A 15,838-nucleotide genomic window follows, 5' to 3' on the forward strand; every position below is an offset into this window, starting at 1 on the left:
AGTTATTGACGAATAAATAGGTAAATAGTAAAATAGTTCGTATGCGAAGTATTATTTCATATTGGGCGATTGGAGGGATTGAGGTTGGAGGAAAAGGAAAAGCAATTGGACGATATTCTGTCCTCTTTCCGCTGCATCAACCATAATTTCCAGCAGCTTTTGTGGAAGGACGCAGAAGAGCTGAAGATTACATCCACCCAGCTAATGGTATTGCGTAAGTTATCGGCACATCCCGATATCGGTATCACTGAGCTTGCAGATCTGCTGCATCTTGGCAACAGCGCGGCAAGCGGAGTGGTGGACCGGATGGTGAAGGCTGGACTGATTACCAGAGAACGCTCGCAGAGCGACAGACGTATATTTAAGCTGGCGATGACCGATAAGGGCAAGGAGATCCGGGAGTTAAGCAAACAGTCTCTGCGCAGGTATCTGCAGCCACTGGCTAATATACCTGCTGAGGATGCCGGAGAACTGCTGCGGTTGCATGGTGAAATCATCAAAATTCTAGAACAAGGGAGAGACAAAAAGAAGCTATGAGTACAATTACTGCTGACGCTGCATCGTCCAAGACGATCCGCAGAGGTCCGATTATCGCAGCGCTCCTGATCGGCGCCTTCGTGGCGCTGCTGAATCAGACACTGATGAATGTGGCGCTGCCCAAAATGATGGAGGACCTGAAGATCGCCGCCAACACGGCACAATGGCTGACTACAGGGTTCATGCTGGTTAATGGTGTACTGGTGCCAATCAGTGCTTATCTGGTAGAGAAATTTACGACCCGCCAGCTCTTTACGACGGCGATGATGCTATTTTCCATAGGTACACTGGTTTGTGCAATAGGATCAGGCTTTGAAATGATTATGGTCGGCAGAGTTATCCAGGCGGTAGGTGCCGGGATTCTGATGCCGCTGATGAACATTGTGTTCCTGCGCATCTTCCCGATTGAAGAACGCGGCAAGGCCATGGGACTTATGGCGGTTGCGATGATTTTTGCTCCGGCAGTCGGACCAACCTTGTCCGGTTGGGTGGTTCAGAACTACTCCTGGCGCGTGCTGTTCTACATCGTGCTTCCGCTGGCGATCTTCTCGATGCTGCTTGGCATGAAGACGATGCAGAATGTAGGCAAACTGACTTCTCCGAAGCTGGATAAGCCGGGTGTGGTTCTTTCGACCCTGGGCTTTGGCGGCTTGCTGTATGGCTTCAGTGACGCCGGAACGGACGGCTGGGGCAGCACCACAGTTATCCTCTGTCTGATCCTGGGTATTGTTTCCCTGGGGCTGTTCGTATGGCGTGAGCTTACAGCGGATAAGCCGCTGCTTGAATTCCGCATTTTCCGCTACAACATGTATTCACTCACTACGGTAATTAACATTATTGTGACTATGGCTATGTACGCAGGTATGATCCTGCTGCCGATTTATCTGCAGACGATCCGCGGATTTACACCTATGGAATCCGGACTGATGCTGCTGCCGGGTGCGATCCTGATGGGTATTATGTCTCCGATTACCGGAATTATATTTGATAAAATCGGCGCAAGATGGCTTGCGGTTATCGGCCTTGCCATCACAGCCATTACGACCTGGGAATTCAGCCAGATCAGTGACAGTACAACCTATACACATCTGATCCTGACTTATACTGCGCGGATGTTCGGGATGTCCATGCTGATGATGCCAATCGTAACTGCCGGCCTGAATCAGCTGCCGCAGCGTTTGGCTTCGCACGGTACGGCAATGTCCAACACCCTGCGGACCGTAGGCGGTGCACTGGGTATGGCGCTGTTCGTCAGCCTGATGACCAACCGTACGAAGAGCAACATTACCGATGCACTGACAAGCGGTGCGGTATCGCAGACCGATAAGGCGGCGATGCTTAAGCTTACGCAGGAAGCGACGATTAACGGGATTACTCATGCGTTCACTGTAGCTACCTGGGTGACAGTTCTTGCCCTGGTGCTGGCGTTGTTCATCAGAAAGACTTCTCCGCAGCCGGATTTCCTGAAGACGGAAGAAGAGGATGCAGTACAGCCGCAGCCTAACAAGGTGAAATCGCAAAGAGCTTAGTTGTATGAACAGGCTATAATTTCAACAAAAGGACTATCCGCAAAGCCGTAACGGTTTTGCCGGGTAGTCCTTTTGTTGTCCGTTTACAGCCTCAGCTAATCCCGGCTCCCGTGCTCCAGCGCTTCAACTGCGGCAGGGAATACCCCAGCATCTGGCGGGCGGCAGCTTCATCCATCCCTTCCTCCACCAAGTACCCCGCACAGAGATCGGTCATCTCCTGCAGAGTGATATCCGGCTGCTTGAATTCACCATGCTCATAACAGTAGATGCAATACTCCCCCGTTTTGTTGCCTTCCTTGTCGCTGCCCTGCAGCTCAGTTTCGTTAACCGGCATTCCGCAGCTTTGGCAGAACAAGCCCTCCGTTTGTTTCGTTGACGCCGTTTCCATATTGTACACTCCTCAGGGTTCTGGTTCAGGCGGTGTTTGCCGCCTCTTCCTGTCCAGTATAAGCCGGCAAACCTGACAGCATAGATTCAGGTTCATGTGCGGGTTATGGAAAAAAGATACTATCCCCTTCTTTGTTCAGCAGGGTGTGCCGGCTGTGGCTGCGGGAGGCTGGAGGCGTATTTGGCAGCAACGCCTCCGGCCAGCTCGCCTATTCTCCGGCGGATATGTTCCGGCTCAAGCACCTCCAGCACGGTTCCGAAGCTTAGCAGGAAACCGAACAGCCAATCATTCTCAGGATAATGGACGGTAAGGGTGTACCCGCCGCGGTCATCCTGCTGCAGCTCCTCGGAGTCGAAATACTCTTCCGCAAGATGCCTGCCTTCCGGTGCAAATTGCAGCCGGATCGGCTGGATATTCTGCGGTTCTTTCCAGCCGTCCGTCCAGGGCAGCTCCTTCAGCGGAATATCCTGGCGGGTATAGTGCCGCTTCTCCTTCACCAGCGCTTTCATCCGCAGCAGCTTGAAGAGCCGGAAATCCCGGCGTTCTGTGCAGAAACCGTATAAGTACCAGCTTTGTCCCTTGAGTACAAGGGTGTAGGGTTCAACGGTACGCGTACTTGCCCGGCCTTCGGCCGAGATATATTCGAAGGAGATGACGGTATTCTCCTCCAGTGCCTCTTTAAGAAGGCTGATCCGCTCCTCCAACGGGCCCATCAGCCCCCAAGGGGAGAGATCAACGATCATCTGGGTGGTCTTGCTGCGGAAGGCAGCTGTCTGGGAAGGGGGGATTACACTGCTGATTTTCTCCATTAACAGCTGGTGCCCTTCACCGCCATAAGAGGAGACGCTTTGCAGTGCGCCGAAGATATCGGCCAGCTCACGCTCGGACAGCACATTGCGGTCCAGCCGGTAGCCTTGCATGAGGCCGATACCGCCCCCGGACCCCTGATATGTGACGACGGGAATACCTGCGGTATTAATGCTGTCTATATCGCGGTAGATGGTGCGTACGGAGACTTCGAACATATCGGCCAGCTCCTTGGCCTGAATCAGCGGCCGGTTCAGCAGCAGAATGACAATGGAGAGGAGACGGTCTATTTTCACAGAAATGCACCTGCTTTCTTTCAGGTTAATGATCTAAGCTTAGCAAATTGTCTGAAATAAAGCATTGCTCCAAATTCAATATTATATTATCATCTAATTAGATATTTATATAATTTAATGAGAGGCTAATGTTATGAGCACAAATGCAGGATCACTTGCGGGACGCAATAAAGGCTATCAAAGGCTGTTTGCAGCCGGGTTAATCAACGGTATCGGCGACCGCTTCAGCAGTATTGCTATGCTGGCCCTGGTTCTTCATTTGACCGGGTCGGGTATGGCCGTAGGGATATCGCTTGGCGTGCGGGTGCTGCCTTATCTGTTCATGGCACCGCTTGGAGGGTTACTGGCTGGCAGACTGCCGCGCACAACAATCATGATGGCTGTGGATTTCCTGCGTGTCCCCGTAGCCTTGTCCTTGCTCTGGGTAGACGGGGAGCATATGCTGTGGCTGGTGTATACCGGCAGCTTTGTGATGGCAGCGGGTGAAGCCATCTATAGTCCGGTGCGCAAATCTTCCATTCCTCTGCTGGCAGCGCCGGAGGATTTGCTGCGGATCAACGGCCTGGAACAGCTTTTGAACGGCTGCGTACTGATTCTTGGCGCCTTTACAGGAGGGATTGTCTCGCTGTATTTCGGTCCGGACATGGCCTTTGTTATGAATGCTGTGTCGTTCCTGGCGGCCGGACTGCTTATAAGGGGGATTCATTATCCCAAGCAGGCACTTGCCGGAGATGCAGGCCGGGAGTCAACACCGCATGCTGAAGGCGGAAACCATACCTTAGGCTTGTCTGCCAAAAGGACACGGCGGCAGGCGCTGCGCACAGTCCTTGGAGGCAGTCTGGCACTGCAGATTGTGCTCTGCTATGAATTACTGGTGCCGGTAATCAATGGCTGGGATAATGTGCTGATCAGCGTATATGCTGTGCAGGTATTTCATGCCGGAGACAGCGGGGTGGGGGCGTTCTACGCAGCGCTTGGCATCGGGCTCAGCCTGAGTTTCTTTGCCGGGCGTTTATTCCGCAAAAGGCTCTTAGCGGTAGCGCTTGGCGGTCTGCTGCTCGAGGGCATTCTGCTCATGATGATTAGCAGCAGCGGTCATTTCGCTGCAGCATTTCTGCTGTACATTCTGTTATCGTTGGCCGGAGGGATTGGCAATGCCTGTCTGGATACGCTGGTGATGAGGGAAACGCCGCCTGCGCTGCAGCCGGCCGTATTCGGCCTGCTGGCGGCAGTAAGCGGAACGTTGCTGGGCCTGTCCATGCTAGGGGCAGGCTGGCTGCTTGATTATGTGGAGCCCAGAATGCTGGGATTCGCGGGCGGGGCGGGTTTTGCTGCGATTGCGCTGTTGCTGGGAGGTTATTACCTGCTGCGCAGCAAATGGAATAAGCGGTACAGGGAGTCCCAGCCTTAATAATCTGAAAGAATCAGCGGCTTTTGGAGGTTTCTTTGACCTTGACCTTGACCTTGACTTTGACCTTCGTCTCCAGCGGAGCAGCGGATTTGCGCCGGGACAGCCGGAGAAGGATGGCATTCCGGTAACGGTACATCACAATCAGCGCAGCAATGGCTGCGGCAAAGAGGGCAATCCAGAGGGCATAGGTTTCGATTAAGTGGAAAATGCCCATCCACTGCGGTCCGAAGATTTTGCCGATACCCAGGAATAGCAGTACCCAGAACAAGGCGCCGCCATAGGCGTACATTGCAAATTTGCGGAAAGGCAGTGAGATAATACCGGCGAAGTAGCCGGTGAAATGGCGGACGCCCGGAACGAAGTAGCCGATTGAGATCAGCACGCTGCCGTACCGCTCGAACCAGCGCTGGGTCTTTTCCAGCTTGGCCGGAGAGAACATGAACCATTTGCCGTAACGCTGGATGAAGGGCAGCCCGGCCCTAAGCCCAATGAAATAAGTAATGGTCATGCCAACTGTGGTCCCTGCAAAAGCTACGATAACCAGCGTGAAGAAATCCAGCCTCCCGGTATAGGACAGAAACCCGGCGAAGGCCATGGTAGTCTCTCCGGGAAAAGGCAGAGCAATGAATTCCAGCAAAAGCCCAAAGAACAATACGCTATATCCATAGCTGGCGAACAATTCCTGTATCCATTTCAGCATTTCCATACATTCATCACTCTCCGAAGGCTGCGCGCCTGATTCTATTTTGAAGCTTGTCTTCATACAATCTACCAAATGGCGTGAAAGCGCCAATAGAATGCTGGAGGTAGAGAAGATGAAGGAAAGCCGGGAAAATCGTATCCGCCGGTTTATGATCCGCGGGTTGCTTGTTATGGCAGTGCTTCTAAGTATGTCAGCCCTTGGGGGCAAGGGGCAATCCCTGGCTTCATGGAGGACATTCTCCCTGCAGGCTGAAGCAGGCAGTGCAGCATCTTTACTCTCTAAGAATAATCCTCCGGAAGTCCAGGTGCAAGATTTGCCGCCGGCTGCAGTCAAGAATGCGGAAGCAGCGCCGCTGCAGCCCCCCGGTTCAGGGGGTTCAGCTTATACACCGGCCACCGATCCGCAGGCTACTACCCTACAGAAAGTATCCGCCGCTGCGGGCAACTCTAATCAGGAAGCTAAGCACAGCAAGGCAACACGGGTCGTCTACCTTACATTCGATGACGGGCCAAGTGCGGTTACTCCCCGAGTGCTCCAGATATTGCAGGAGCAGGGAGTGAAGGCTACCTTCTTCGTGCTGGGAGAGCAAGCTGCCAGCCGCCCCGAGCTGGTCAATGCCATCTGGGAGCAGGGGCATGCCATCGGCAATCATACCTATAATCATAATTATCATGATCTCTATAGCGGATTCACGGAGTTCTGGCGTCAGATCAAACAGACAGAGGAAACGGTCAGAGGCATTACAGGGGTTCGTCCGCAGCTGGTCCGTGCACCGGGAGGCACCTTTGGCCATTTTGACAATACTTATTTTTATCTGCTGAAGCAGGCGGGCTATGAGGTGATGGACTGGACCGTAGACAGCGGAGACTCCAGCCGCCGGGGAGTGCCTGCCGCAGAGATCCTTCAGCATTCGGTTGCTGATCTGGACTCCGGGAGTGTTATCCTGCTGCTGCATGACGGGTCGGGTCATGAGCAGAGTGCCAAGGCGCTGCCGGCCATTATTGAACGCTACAAAGCCGCCGGTTATGAATTCGGCTTACTTAATGCGCAGAGTGAGCCGGTACAGTTCAGAGTGTCTGCTCAGGCAGCGGCACTGCAGCGGGTGAAGCCGTCCAAAGCCTGGATCTCGGCGAATATTGTTCCGAATGCTGAACTGTTTGCACCCAGCAAACCGCTTGCTTTGGAGGTAGGGAGGCTGGAAACCATCCTGAAGCCTGGAGAGTACAACCTTAGAAACGGGCAATATTTCGTGCCTCTCCGTACCGCCGTGGAGCGGCTTGGCGGGCAAGTCGGCTGGGATAAGGCTACCCGCAGCGGACAGGTAAGCTGGAATGGGCGGACAGTGACTGTAAATTCAAAGAAACAGCAGATAGAGGTCGTCCAGCCGGACGGAGCGGTGGAGCTCAAGACAGCAGAGATACAGCTCATTGGCTCTTCCCTATGGGTATCCCTGCGGGATTTGCTCGATGCCACAGGGCATCCGCCGCTTGCGGCCAGTGTAAATGCAGAAGAGCGCAGAGTGAAGGCATTTTGAACCGATGCGTCAGCCGTTGATATAAATAGCCGGGAGAGTCGGGGCTAAAAAGAATTCGCTGAATGTCTGGGCACCCTTTTTGATGGGAAGAATAGATAGTAATAGGCTCCCGGAAGCCGAATAGCCAGTGAAATTGCGGGCAGGCTGGGAGCTAGTCTATGACCGAAGGAAGGGTGTCATCCTTGTCCTCTTCATCATTGATAGATCAGATCAAATATGAGCATGGAAAGCGGGATAGTTCCGGGAAATCTGCGGCTGCGTTCCTGTCCCGCCGGCGTGTCCGCAGCACTGTACAGGAGTGGGCGCGGATGCTGCTTTTAACCGCAGCAGTCTTAGGGTTATATCTGTGGCGGGGCGGAGAATCACTGCTGCTGCTTCTGACGGCTGGCATAATTGTAATGTCCGGCGGGCTGCTTATGCATCTCTGCGGTCCACGGCGGGTAGCCGTTCTCCGCACAATAACTCCCGCACGCCCGTCGGCCGGGGATACCGTTACCGTTAAGGTACAGATCAGCTTTGTCTCCAAGATCCCGCTTCCGTGGATAGTTGTTGCCGATTACTGGAGTGAAGGCAGCCATCAGGAGCTGCTGTTTCCCGGATTCCGGCGCTCCTTCACTTATTCGTATGAACTGAAGTCTGTTCCCAGAGGGGTCCACCAGCTTTACGGCTGCGGTGTCACCTGGGGGGATCTGCCTGGTTTGTTCACAGGCGGCTGTCAGCCGGGCGGCAAGGAGAGCTTCAAGGTGCTCCCGAAGGCGCTGTATCTGGCCGGCAGCTTGCCGGATAACCGTGTAATGCCGGGAGACCGGATGCTTCCCGGACGGGGGAAGCAGGGCAGTGCAGAAGCAGCGGATATCCGTGACTATGCTCCCGGTGATCCGCTCAGCCGGATTCACTGGAAGAACAGCGCACGCAAGGGAACCCTGCAGAGCAGAGTACCTGAACGGGAAGCCGGGCAAATGACCTGTATCGTGCTTGCGAACTCTCCGGAGGATTATGAGGTTCCTTACGGTGCCTTGGTATCGCGCGGGCAGCGCGGAACGGTTATGCCTGCTTTTGAACGGGCGGTGTCGGCGGCAATGGGACTGCTGCTCTCTGCCGAACGTTCCAGCAGTTACCTGCAGCTCTTCAGCGGCGGCTGGCCGGAAGGGATGGCCAGACATGAAGGCCTGGGTCAAATCCCCGGCAGGGTACAAGACCTGCTGACGGAAATATCCCCATCCGGCTCACAGAGTCTCAGCCGGCTGCTGGAGGATGCTTCGCGGGGCTGGATTCCCGGCATGACGGTGTCTGTCATTACCGGCCGGCTTGAAGAAGAGTCTGCCCGGACGCTTGCCCGCTTTTTGGTCCAGGGAATTAAGGTCGAGCTGTACTATGTCTGGGATCAGCCCTCTCCGGGGGGAGGACCGGCGGAAGATCCGGTACGGAGTTCAACCGGAACCAAGGAGGCCAGGGAAGGATTCCCTGAGCCTGTAGAGAGTTATCCGGCTGTTAAGTATAGCCCTGGTTCCGGCGGCAAGCAGCGTACATCGGGCACTATAGCCGGAAGTCTGATGCGGCTGGGTGCGCGGATCCATTGTCTGAACGATGTCTCTCCTGCACAAGGGTACAAGGGGGCGGAGTATTATGGATATCCGGGCCAACCGACATCGCATTAGGGTTACTCCAGCAGACTTAGGGGGCCCTGTGAATTCTCCAGGGGGCAGCCGGCAGCCGGAAGCGGAAAGTACGGAGAACAGCTTCGCCGATAAAAGGGAGAGCAGTCCCCTGTATTATCGCGGGCTGTTCTCTTTGGCTATTATGGGGATGTTCACCCTGTGGCTGCTGCCGCTCAAGCGGCTGGCCGCATCGGCGGATACCGCCGAGCTTCTGAAGCTCCTGATGCTCTCGGCTGCCGGACTGCTGTTATGGGGATGTATTCAGCTCCCCCGCCTTCTGCAGGCCTGCGGGCAGTTCCTCCTGATCTTCCTGACCTGGTTCTACCTGTGCGCGGAACAGGAGGGAGCAGCTTGGCTGCGGCTCTATGCAGCAGACATCCGTGAGGATGCCCTCCTGCTCCTGTCAGGCCGGATTTCTGCCTTAAGTGAGAACAGCCGGCTGCTGATTCTGGTGCTTGGCTGGGGCCTGTTAGTGTCATCTGTCCAGCAGTTGGCTCTTTACAGGGGAAGTATCACCTTATTTACAGGTGTAACCCTGGTATATCTGCTGGCGCTAGATATGGTCTATGCTGTCGATACGTCCGGTGATGTACTGGTCTCAGCGGGGCTGATTCTCTGGATGCGGTCATTAAGCGGACTGCTCCGTCTGCAGGAGCGGACAGGAAGCCATGCTCTTCCTTACGCCCGCTGGGGAATATGGGCGTTCTCTACAGCGGTGGCCGTGACGGTGGCAGCCTGGATAGGCGGGCAGGGACTTGGTGCCCGGCCTGTGGTCCCCATTACACTGCAGCCGGTTCTAAACAAGCTGGAGAATTGGGCGGAAACGCAAAGGCCCGGAGAATCTGCCGGACCTCAGGCGGCCAGCACCGGTTACAGTGCGGGAGACGGGGAGCTGGGAATGCCCTTGTCGCCCAGCAGAGAGGCCGTCTTTAGCGTAACGGCTGCCCGTCCGTCCTACTGGCGGGGAGAAAGCGTAGCTTATTATGACGGCCGCCGCTGGATCAGAAGCGGGGTGTCCTATGAACCGCTTAATTTAACGAGCCTCCCGGTTGCGGAGCCGGAAGCGGCCGGGCCAGCGCCGCTCATTCAGCGGATTCAGTTCGCCAAGCCTTCATCCGGCGGGCTTCCTCTCTTCAGCGCCGGCACGGCAGTCGATGTACAGAATATCCGGCTGGCCGATGGGAGCCAGCTTGGTTATGTGCTTGCGAATGGCGAGAAGAGCAGCTTCCGGCTTCCGGAGATTTCCGGCTCTGCCAAGTTAACGGAATATACGGTGAAGTCCGTGCTTCCGGAGAGTGATCCGGCTGTGCTGCGCAAGCTGCAGGGGATTGATCCTGAGCGGGTGAGCAATCTGTATTTGCAGCTCCCCGCAGCCGTGCCGGAGCGGGTGAAGCTTCTGGCAGAGCAGCTTACCGCTGCTGCGGCTAACCGTTATGATGCCGCTGCTGCGGTTGCAGATTATTTGCAAACCGGCTACACCTACACCCTGCAGACCCGAGTGCCGCCGTCCGGTGCCGATTTCGCCGACGATTTCCTCTTCGGGACCCGGCAGGGCTACTGCGTGCATTTCGCCACGGCGATGACGGTCCTGCTGCGCAGCAGCGGCATTCCGGCCCGTTACGTCCAGGGCTACGGCCCGGGGACGCTTGTGGCCGGCTCCATGCCGCAGCTCTACAATGTGACTGGAGGCGATGCCCACGCCTGGGTCGAGGTCTATTTCCCCGGCGCCGGCTGGGTCCCCTTCGACCCCACGCCTGCTGCCTCCGCCGCTGCCGCAGGCGCGGCGGAGACGAATCCGGCGGCTGCATCCGCGCCGCCGGGAGCCCGCATGTCCGCTGTGCAGCTCGCGGACGCTCTGTCCGCCGCCCTGCCGCAGGCGGGCGGCACGGCTCCGGCGCCGCTTGCCGCTGCGGCGCTGGGGCTGGCCGCCGCCATCCGCTGGCGGCGTTGCCTGGCCCTGCTGCCGGCGGTGCACCGCGCCGGCAGATTAAGCCGTGAGCGGCAGCTTCGCGCCGCCGCTCTGGCCTGGCACGGGCTGGCGGCGCGGTATGGGCCGCCGCTGCCCGGGGTTACCGCCAGGGAGTATGCAGACTCCCTGGCCATTGAGGACGGGCGGCTGCGCGCCGCCGTCCGGGACTTCGTACGCCAGTGGGAAACCCTGGCGTACAGCGGATGCGCGGGCGGGCTTGCCGCCCGCGCGCAGCCCCCGCGCCGGGGCGCAGCCGTCGCGGACCCGCAATCGCCGTGCCGCGGCGCAGCCGTCGCGGACCCGCATCCCCTGCGCTCCAGCGCAGCCGTGCCGCTCCCGCAGCCCTTGCGCTCCAGCGCAGCCGTCGCGGACCCGCAATCCCCGCGCCCCGGCGCCTCCGTCGCGGACCCGCATCCCCTGCGCTCCAGCGCAGCCGTCGCGGACCCGCAATCGCTGTGCCGCGGCGCAGCCGTCGCGGACCCGCAATCGCCGTGCCGCGGCGCAGCCGTCGCGGACCCGCATCCCCTGCGCTCCGGCGCAGCCGTACCGCTCCCGCAGCCCTTGCGCTCCGGTGCTCCTGCCAAGGATGCGGAAGCCAATGACGCTGCCGCGTTCATTGCCAGATGTTTGACGATTACATTCCGTCTGACCCGATAAGATGAAAAGACGTTCACTGCTAATGCAGCGAGCGCCTTTTCATTTACATCAATATTTAAGCTGAACTTGGATGCCAACGGAAATCCTGCACGAAATACAACAATCTCCTCATAATAACGAGCCTAATCAGAAATTGTTGTATAAAAAGCAGCATTTCCCCGTAATCAGGCGGCTAAGCGCATCAATTCCTGCATTTCATACAACAATTGTTACGAATCCCCTAGTATTCATGAATCCATGTTGTAATACTTACAACATTTAGCCCTTTCTTTACAGGGGAACTTAAGTGAGCTCACTTTGCTGCTGTGCGGCGCCCCGGAGAGTACAGCGTGACCCTGGAGGGCTGCAAAAGTATAGCTCCGGCGTATTAGTTGGTTTTCCGGCGTATTAGTTAGTTCATAGTAACTTCCCCGGTGTCGCCCGCCGGCTAGCCCTCTGTTCTGTTCAGCATATGACGGCATTCCTGAAAGAGGAAATCACTTGTTAGCAGCGGTAGCGTCACACTTTTCCCCAGCATGCAAACGTGGAAGCGGATACGAATTCCAAGATCTGGATACTGCCTTTACAGGCCCCCTAAATCGCCCCAGACCCCGTCACATATGGGAGAAATCCCCGAAGACAAGACGTCTCCTTTCCTTGACGCTGAGAATTAACCATGAGTATAATGAATCCAATAATCAAGGGAGGCAAGTAATGAACAAGCCAAATGAAATTATCGTTGTTCTGGATTTCGGGGGACAGTATAACCAGCTTATCGCGCGCAGAATTCGGGACCTGGGGGTATACAGCGAGCTTCTGCCGTACAATACACCAATGGAGAAGATTAAGGCACTGTCGCCAAAAGGGATTGTTTTCTCAGGCGGGCCAAGCAGTGTGTACGCTGAGGATGCACCACATGTAGATCCGGCGATTTATGAACTCGGACTTCCGATCTTCGGAATCTGTTACGGGATGCAACTGATGGCCCAGCAGCAGGGCGGCAAGGTAGAGCGCGCATCCAAGCGGGAATACGGCAAAGCGGATGTGGAATTCTCGCCAGGGTCCGTGCTTGCAGCAGGTCTTGAGAGCAATCAGACAGTATGGATGAGCCACGGGGACCATGTCGTGGAGCTTCCGGAAGGCTTTAAGCTGGATGCCGGGACAGAGAGCGCTCCAATCGCAGCTATGAGCAACGATGCACGCAAATTCTTCGCCGTACAGTTCCATCCTGAGGTGCGCCACTCTGTGAACGGGAATGAGATGATTTCGAACTTCCTGTATGAGGTCTGCGGCTGCGAGGGCAAATGGACGATGGAGTCGTTTATTGACGATGCCATTAAGGATATCCGCGACAAAGTCGGCGACAAAAAAGTGCTCTGCGCACTCAGCGGCGGTGTAGATTCCTCTGTTGTGGCTATGCTGATTCACCGTGCCATCGGCGACCAGCTGACTTGTATGTTCATTGACCATGGCCTTTTGCGCAAAGGTGAAGCGGAGAGCGTTATGGAGACTTTTGTCGGCAAATTCGATATCCATGTGGTCAAAATCGATGCCCGTGACCGCTTCCTCGGCAAGCTGGCCGGTGTTTCCGATCCCGAACAGAAACGTAAGATCATCGGTAATGAATTCATTTATTGCTTCGACGAAGAATCGGCCAAGCTGGGTGATTTCTCATTCCTGGCGCAAGGCACGCTGTATACAGATATCGTGGAGAGCGGTACAGCAACGGCTCAGACGATTAAGTCCCACCATAATGTAGGCGGGTTGCCTGAAGATATGAAATTCAGTCTGATCGAGCCGCTGAACACCCTGTTCAAGGATGAGGTCCGCAAGCTGGGTGAGGAGCTCGGCATGCCGCATGCCATCGTTTGGCGTCAGCCTTTCCCGGGTCCGGGGCTGGCCATCCGTGTACTGGGTGAAGTAACCGAAGAGAAGCTGACTATTGTTCGTGATTCGGACTTTATCCTGCGTGAAGAGATTGCCAAAGCCGGTCTCGACCGTGAAATCTGGCAGTATTTCACCGCATTGCCTAACATGAAGAGTGTTGGCGTTATGGGCGACGAGCGTACGTATTCCTATACCGTAGGTATTCGCGCAGTAACTTCCGTAGATGGAATGACCGCAGACTGGGCGCGTATTCCGTGGGATATTCTGGAGAAAATCTCCGTGCGCATCGTCAACGAAGTCGATAACGTCAACCGTATCGTGTACGACATTACTTCGAAGCCGCCTGCAACGATTGAGTGGGAATAGGCCTCAGTAACAGCTGACTATCAAATTCCGGAGCCGGAACGCCTTCATTGGCGTTTCCGGCTTTTTTGCTGATATAAGGGCAAGCCGTTTCTATTTGAGAATCTTCTCTTTTCTGTCCTGCATACAAACGGAAGGACAGTCAAATGCTATACACAGAAAATGATGCCACCCGGCTATCCCGCTTAGCGCTCCATCATACGTGTATAACCTGGCTTAAGTACAGTACCGTCCGCGTTTATACCGCGATGTTTGGCGGATCATCCCTGTACCAAGCGAAATTTGTCATGAAAATGTTCGATTTACGAACAATTGTATAAACCTTACGCTTAATGTTCGTATTTACCATTGACAACTCATGTCATATACACCTAAAATGATAAAGCGCTACAGCAAATACATATTCGTATAATTCCGGGGATTGGCCTGGAAGTCTCTACGAGGTCACCGTAATGACCTGGCTACGATTAAGAAGAGCAGCTTACCTGGAATTCCGGTTAACACCGGATATGCCGGGCAAGAATCTCTTTTTTCGGGCCGGTGTCTTCCCAGATGCCGGCTTTTCTGTTGCTGTGATGGCATAACATACACCTTAGGGGGAGAACAATTTGAATCGCTTTTTCAAGTTGAAAGAGAACGGCACCACAGTACGCACAGAGATCATGGCCGGTTTGACCACGTTTATGGCAATGGCTTATATCCTATCGGTTAATCCCAATACCCTGACTGCCTTTGGCCGCATTGATATGGGCTGGTATTCCGTATTCCTGGCTACAGCACTTGCAGCAGGTATTTTCACAATTGCCATGGGATTATTCATTAACTTCCCGGTAGCTCTGGCACCTGGTATGGGCCTTAATGCATATTTTGCTTCCGTAGTGTTGTCTTCGGCAACCACCGAACATGAGTTTACCTGGCAAATGGGTCTTACTGCGGTATTTATCTCCGGTATCATCTTCATCCTGCTGACCGTTACCCGGGTCCGGCAAATATTGCTCACTGCAATTCCTGACAGCCTGAAGCATGCCATCACGGTCGGTATCGGGATGTTCATCACCATTATCGGCCTGAAGAACAGCGGATTGATGACGATCGGCGTTGAAGCCGGTAATGACATTGCCGCTAATAAATTCACGGATGTTCTTTCCTTCGAAACTGTAATTCATATGGGCAGCCTGGAGAACACCGATGTTCAACTCGTAATTATCGGCCTGCTGCTGATCTCCATCCTGATGGTGCTGCGCGTACGCGGCGCAATCCTGTTCGGTATTCTGGGTACTACGCTGGCTGCGATCCTGATGGGCGCTGTAGATTTCAGTTCCATTAATGATTCACAAGCCCATTGGATTCCGGACTTCACGCAACTCAACTTCTGGGAATTTGACTGGGAAGGCATTATGCACACCGGTATCGTTTCCGCAATTGCTACCTTTACGTTTGTAGAATTGTTTGATACCTTCGGTACACTTGTAGGTACTGCTGAACGTGCGGGAATCATGAAGGATGCTGAAGAAGGCAAAAGACGTGTTGGTAACGCCATGTTTGTAGATGCAGTAGCCGTTGCTGGTGGTGCGATGCTGGGTACTTCCACAACCACTGCTTATGTTGAGAGTGCTGCCGGTGTAGCTGAAGGCGGACGTACGGGTCTGACTGCAGTAACTACAGGTGTGTGCTTCCTGCTAGCATTGTTCCTAGCTCCGATTGTAGCGCTTATTCCCGGCCCTGCAACAGCCGCTGCACTGATTATTGTCGGTGTCCTGATGGCTCAATCCATCCGCGACATTGATTTCCAGGACATGGTCCTGGCGATCCCGGCCTTCCTGACCTTTGTTATTATGCCTTTCACTTACAACATCGCTAACGGTATTTCGTTCGGGATTGTCACTTATGTGATTCTGGCTTGCGTAGCGAATGTGGCTGGCAAGAAGAAATATGATATCCACTGGATGATGTGGGTATTGGCTGTTCTGATTATTCTGCGTTATGTTCTGATCGGCAGCCAAGGCTAAGAGAGAACGACATCCGTCTTTAAGTACACGGTTCCTTCATTAATATGAAGGGGCCGTTTTTTTTATAAAAATATAAGAATTTATTTGCTTCACGCTATCAATTATCCTTCT

At 54.8% G+C, this 15,838-nt stretch carries 11 protein-coding genes and 1 riboswitch; of the genes, 8 read left to right on the forward strand and 3 right to left on the reverse strand.

Going from position 1 to position 15,838, the window contains the following annotated elements:
* Positions 1–84 precede the first annotated feature (84 nt).
* Positions 85–537, forward strand: coding sequence for a MarR family winged helix-turn-helix transcriptional regulator (locus tag NSQ73_RS33480; protein ID WP_039310060.1), 453 nt, complete (start codon positions 85–87; stop codon positions 535–537).
* Positions 534–2,066, forward strand: coding sequence for a DHA2 family efflux MFS transporter permease subunit (locus NSQ73_RS33485; protein WP_340990475.1), 1,533 nt, complete (start codon positions 534–536; stop codon positions 2,064–2,066). The genes NSQ73_RS33480 and NSQ73_RS33485 overlap by 4 nt, the downstream gene beginning before the upstream one ends.
* Positions 2,067–2,157: 91 nt before the next feature.
* Here the strand turns inward: NSQ73_RS33485 and NSQ73_RS33490 are convergent, their stop codons facing one another.
* A complete protein-coding gene (locus NSQ73_RS33490) occupies positions 2,158–2,454 on the reverse strand; it encodes a zinc ribbon domain-containing protein (RefSeq protein ID WP_340990477.1) in 297 nt (98 codons plus the stop codon).
* A gap of 119 nt (positions 2,455–2,573) precedes the next feature.
* Positions 2,574–3,557, reverse strand: a complete 984-nt coding sequence (locus NSQ73_RS33495; RefSeq protein WP_340990478.1) for a helix-turn-helix transcriptional regulator — start codon at positions 3,555–3,557, stop codon at positions 2,574–2,576.
* Positions 3,558–3,690: 133 nt separating this feature from the next.
* Here NSQ73_RS33495 and NSQ73_RS33500 point away from each other — a divergent pair, with 133 nt between their 5' ends.
* Entirely contained in the window at positions 3,691–4,968 is a 1,278-nt protein-coding gene (locus tag NSQ73_RS33500; protein WP_340990479.1) for an MFS transporter, read from the forward strand.
* A gap of 13 nt (positions 4,969–4,981) precedes the next feature.
* On the opposite strand, the gene NSQ73_RS33505 is transcribed toward NSQ73_RS33500, so the two are convergent.
* Complete coding sequence (locus tag NSQ73_RS33505; RefSeq protein WP_340990480.1) at positions 4,982–5,674, reverse strand: DedA family protein; 693 nt, start codon at positions 5,672–5,674, stop codon at positions 4,982–4,984.
* 109 nt (positions 5,675–5,783) lie between these two features.
* On the opposite strand from NSQ73_RS33505, the gene NSQ73_RS33510 reads away from it, so the two are divergent.
* The 5 genes from NSQ73_RS33510 to NSQ73_RS33530 all read left to right on the forward strand — a co-directional run bounded on the left by NSQ73_RS33510 (position 5,784) and on the right by NSQ73_RS33530 (position 15,727).
* On the forward strand, positions 5,784–7,205 hold the full coding sequence (locus tag NSQ73_RS33510) for a polysaccharide deacetylase (protein WP_340990482.1): 1,422 nt from the start codon (positions 5,784–5,786) through the stop codon (positions 7,203–7,205).
* 158 nt (positions 7,206–7,363) lie between these two features.
* Positions 7,364–8,863, forward strand: a complete 1,500-nt coding sequence (locus NSQ73_RS33515) for a DUF58 domain-containing protein (RefSeq protein WP_340990484.1) — start codon at positions 7,364–7,366, stop codon at positions 8,861–8,863.
* A 28-nt stretch (positions 8,864–8,891) separates the two neighbouring features.
* Positions 8,892–11,489 carry a DUF4129 domain-containing transglutaminase family protein gene (locus NSQ73_RS33520; RefSeq protein ID WP_340990486.1) on the forward strand — a complete coding sequence of 866 codons (2,598 nt, stop codon included), beginning with the start codon at positions 8,892–8,894 and terminating at the stop codon, positions 11,487–11,489.
* A gap of 693 nt (positions 11,490–12,182) precedes the next feature.
* Entirely contained in the window at positions 12,183–13,721 is a 1,539-nt protein-coding gene (gene guaA, locus NSQ73_RS33525; protein WP_171719925.1) for a glutamine-hydrolyzing GMP synthase, read from the forward strand.
* 381 nt (positions 13,722–14,102) lie between these two features.
* Positions 14,103–14,202, forward strand: a riboswitch (purine riboswitch).
* Positions 14,203–14,326: 124 nt separating this feature from the next.
* Positions 14,327–15,727, forward strand: a complete 1,401-nt coding sequence (locus tag NSQ73_RS33530; protein ID WP_340990490.1) for an NCS2 family permease — start codon at positions 14,327–14,329, stop codon at positions 15,725–15,727.
* Positions 15,728–15,838 lie beyond the last annotated feature (111 nt).

Source organism: Paenibacillus sp. FSL R10-2736, from assembly GCF_038000245.1.
GTDB lineage: Bacteria > Bacillota > Bacilli > Paenibacillales > Paenibacillaceae > Paenibacillus_AQ > Paenibacillus_AQ phytohabitans.

Coding starts and splice junctions, on each gene's coding strand:
- NSQ73_RS33485 (WP_340990475.1), top strand. CDS start 534: ATGAGTACAATTACTGCTGACGCTGCATCGTCCAAGACGATCCGCAGA.
- NSQ73_RS33490 (WP_340990477.1), bottom strand. CDS start 2,454: ATGGAAACGGCGTCAACGAAACAAACGGAGGGCTTGTTCTGCCAAAGC.
- NSQ73_RS33500 (WP_340990479.1), top strand. CDS start 3,691: ATGAGCACAAATGCAGGATCACTTGCGGGACGCAATAAAGGCTATCAA.
- NSQ73_RS33505 (WP_340990480.1), bottom strand. CDS start 5,674: ATGGAAATGCTGAAATGGATACAGGAATTGTTCGCCAGCTATGGATAT.
- NSQ73_RS33510 (WP_340990482.1), top strand. CDS start 5,784: ATGAAGGAAAGCCGGGAAAATCGTATCCGCCGGTTTATGATCCGCGGG.
- NSQ73_RS33515 (WP_340990484.1), top strand. CDS start 7,364: ATGACCGAAGGAAGGGTGTCATCCTTGTCCTCTTCATCATTGATAGAT.
- guaA (WP_171719925.1), top strand. CDS start 12,183: ATGAACAAGCCAAATGAAATTATCGTTGTTCTGGATTTCGGGGGACAG.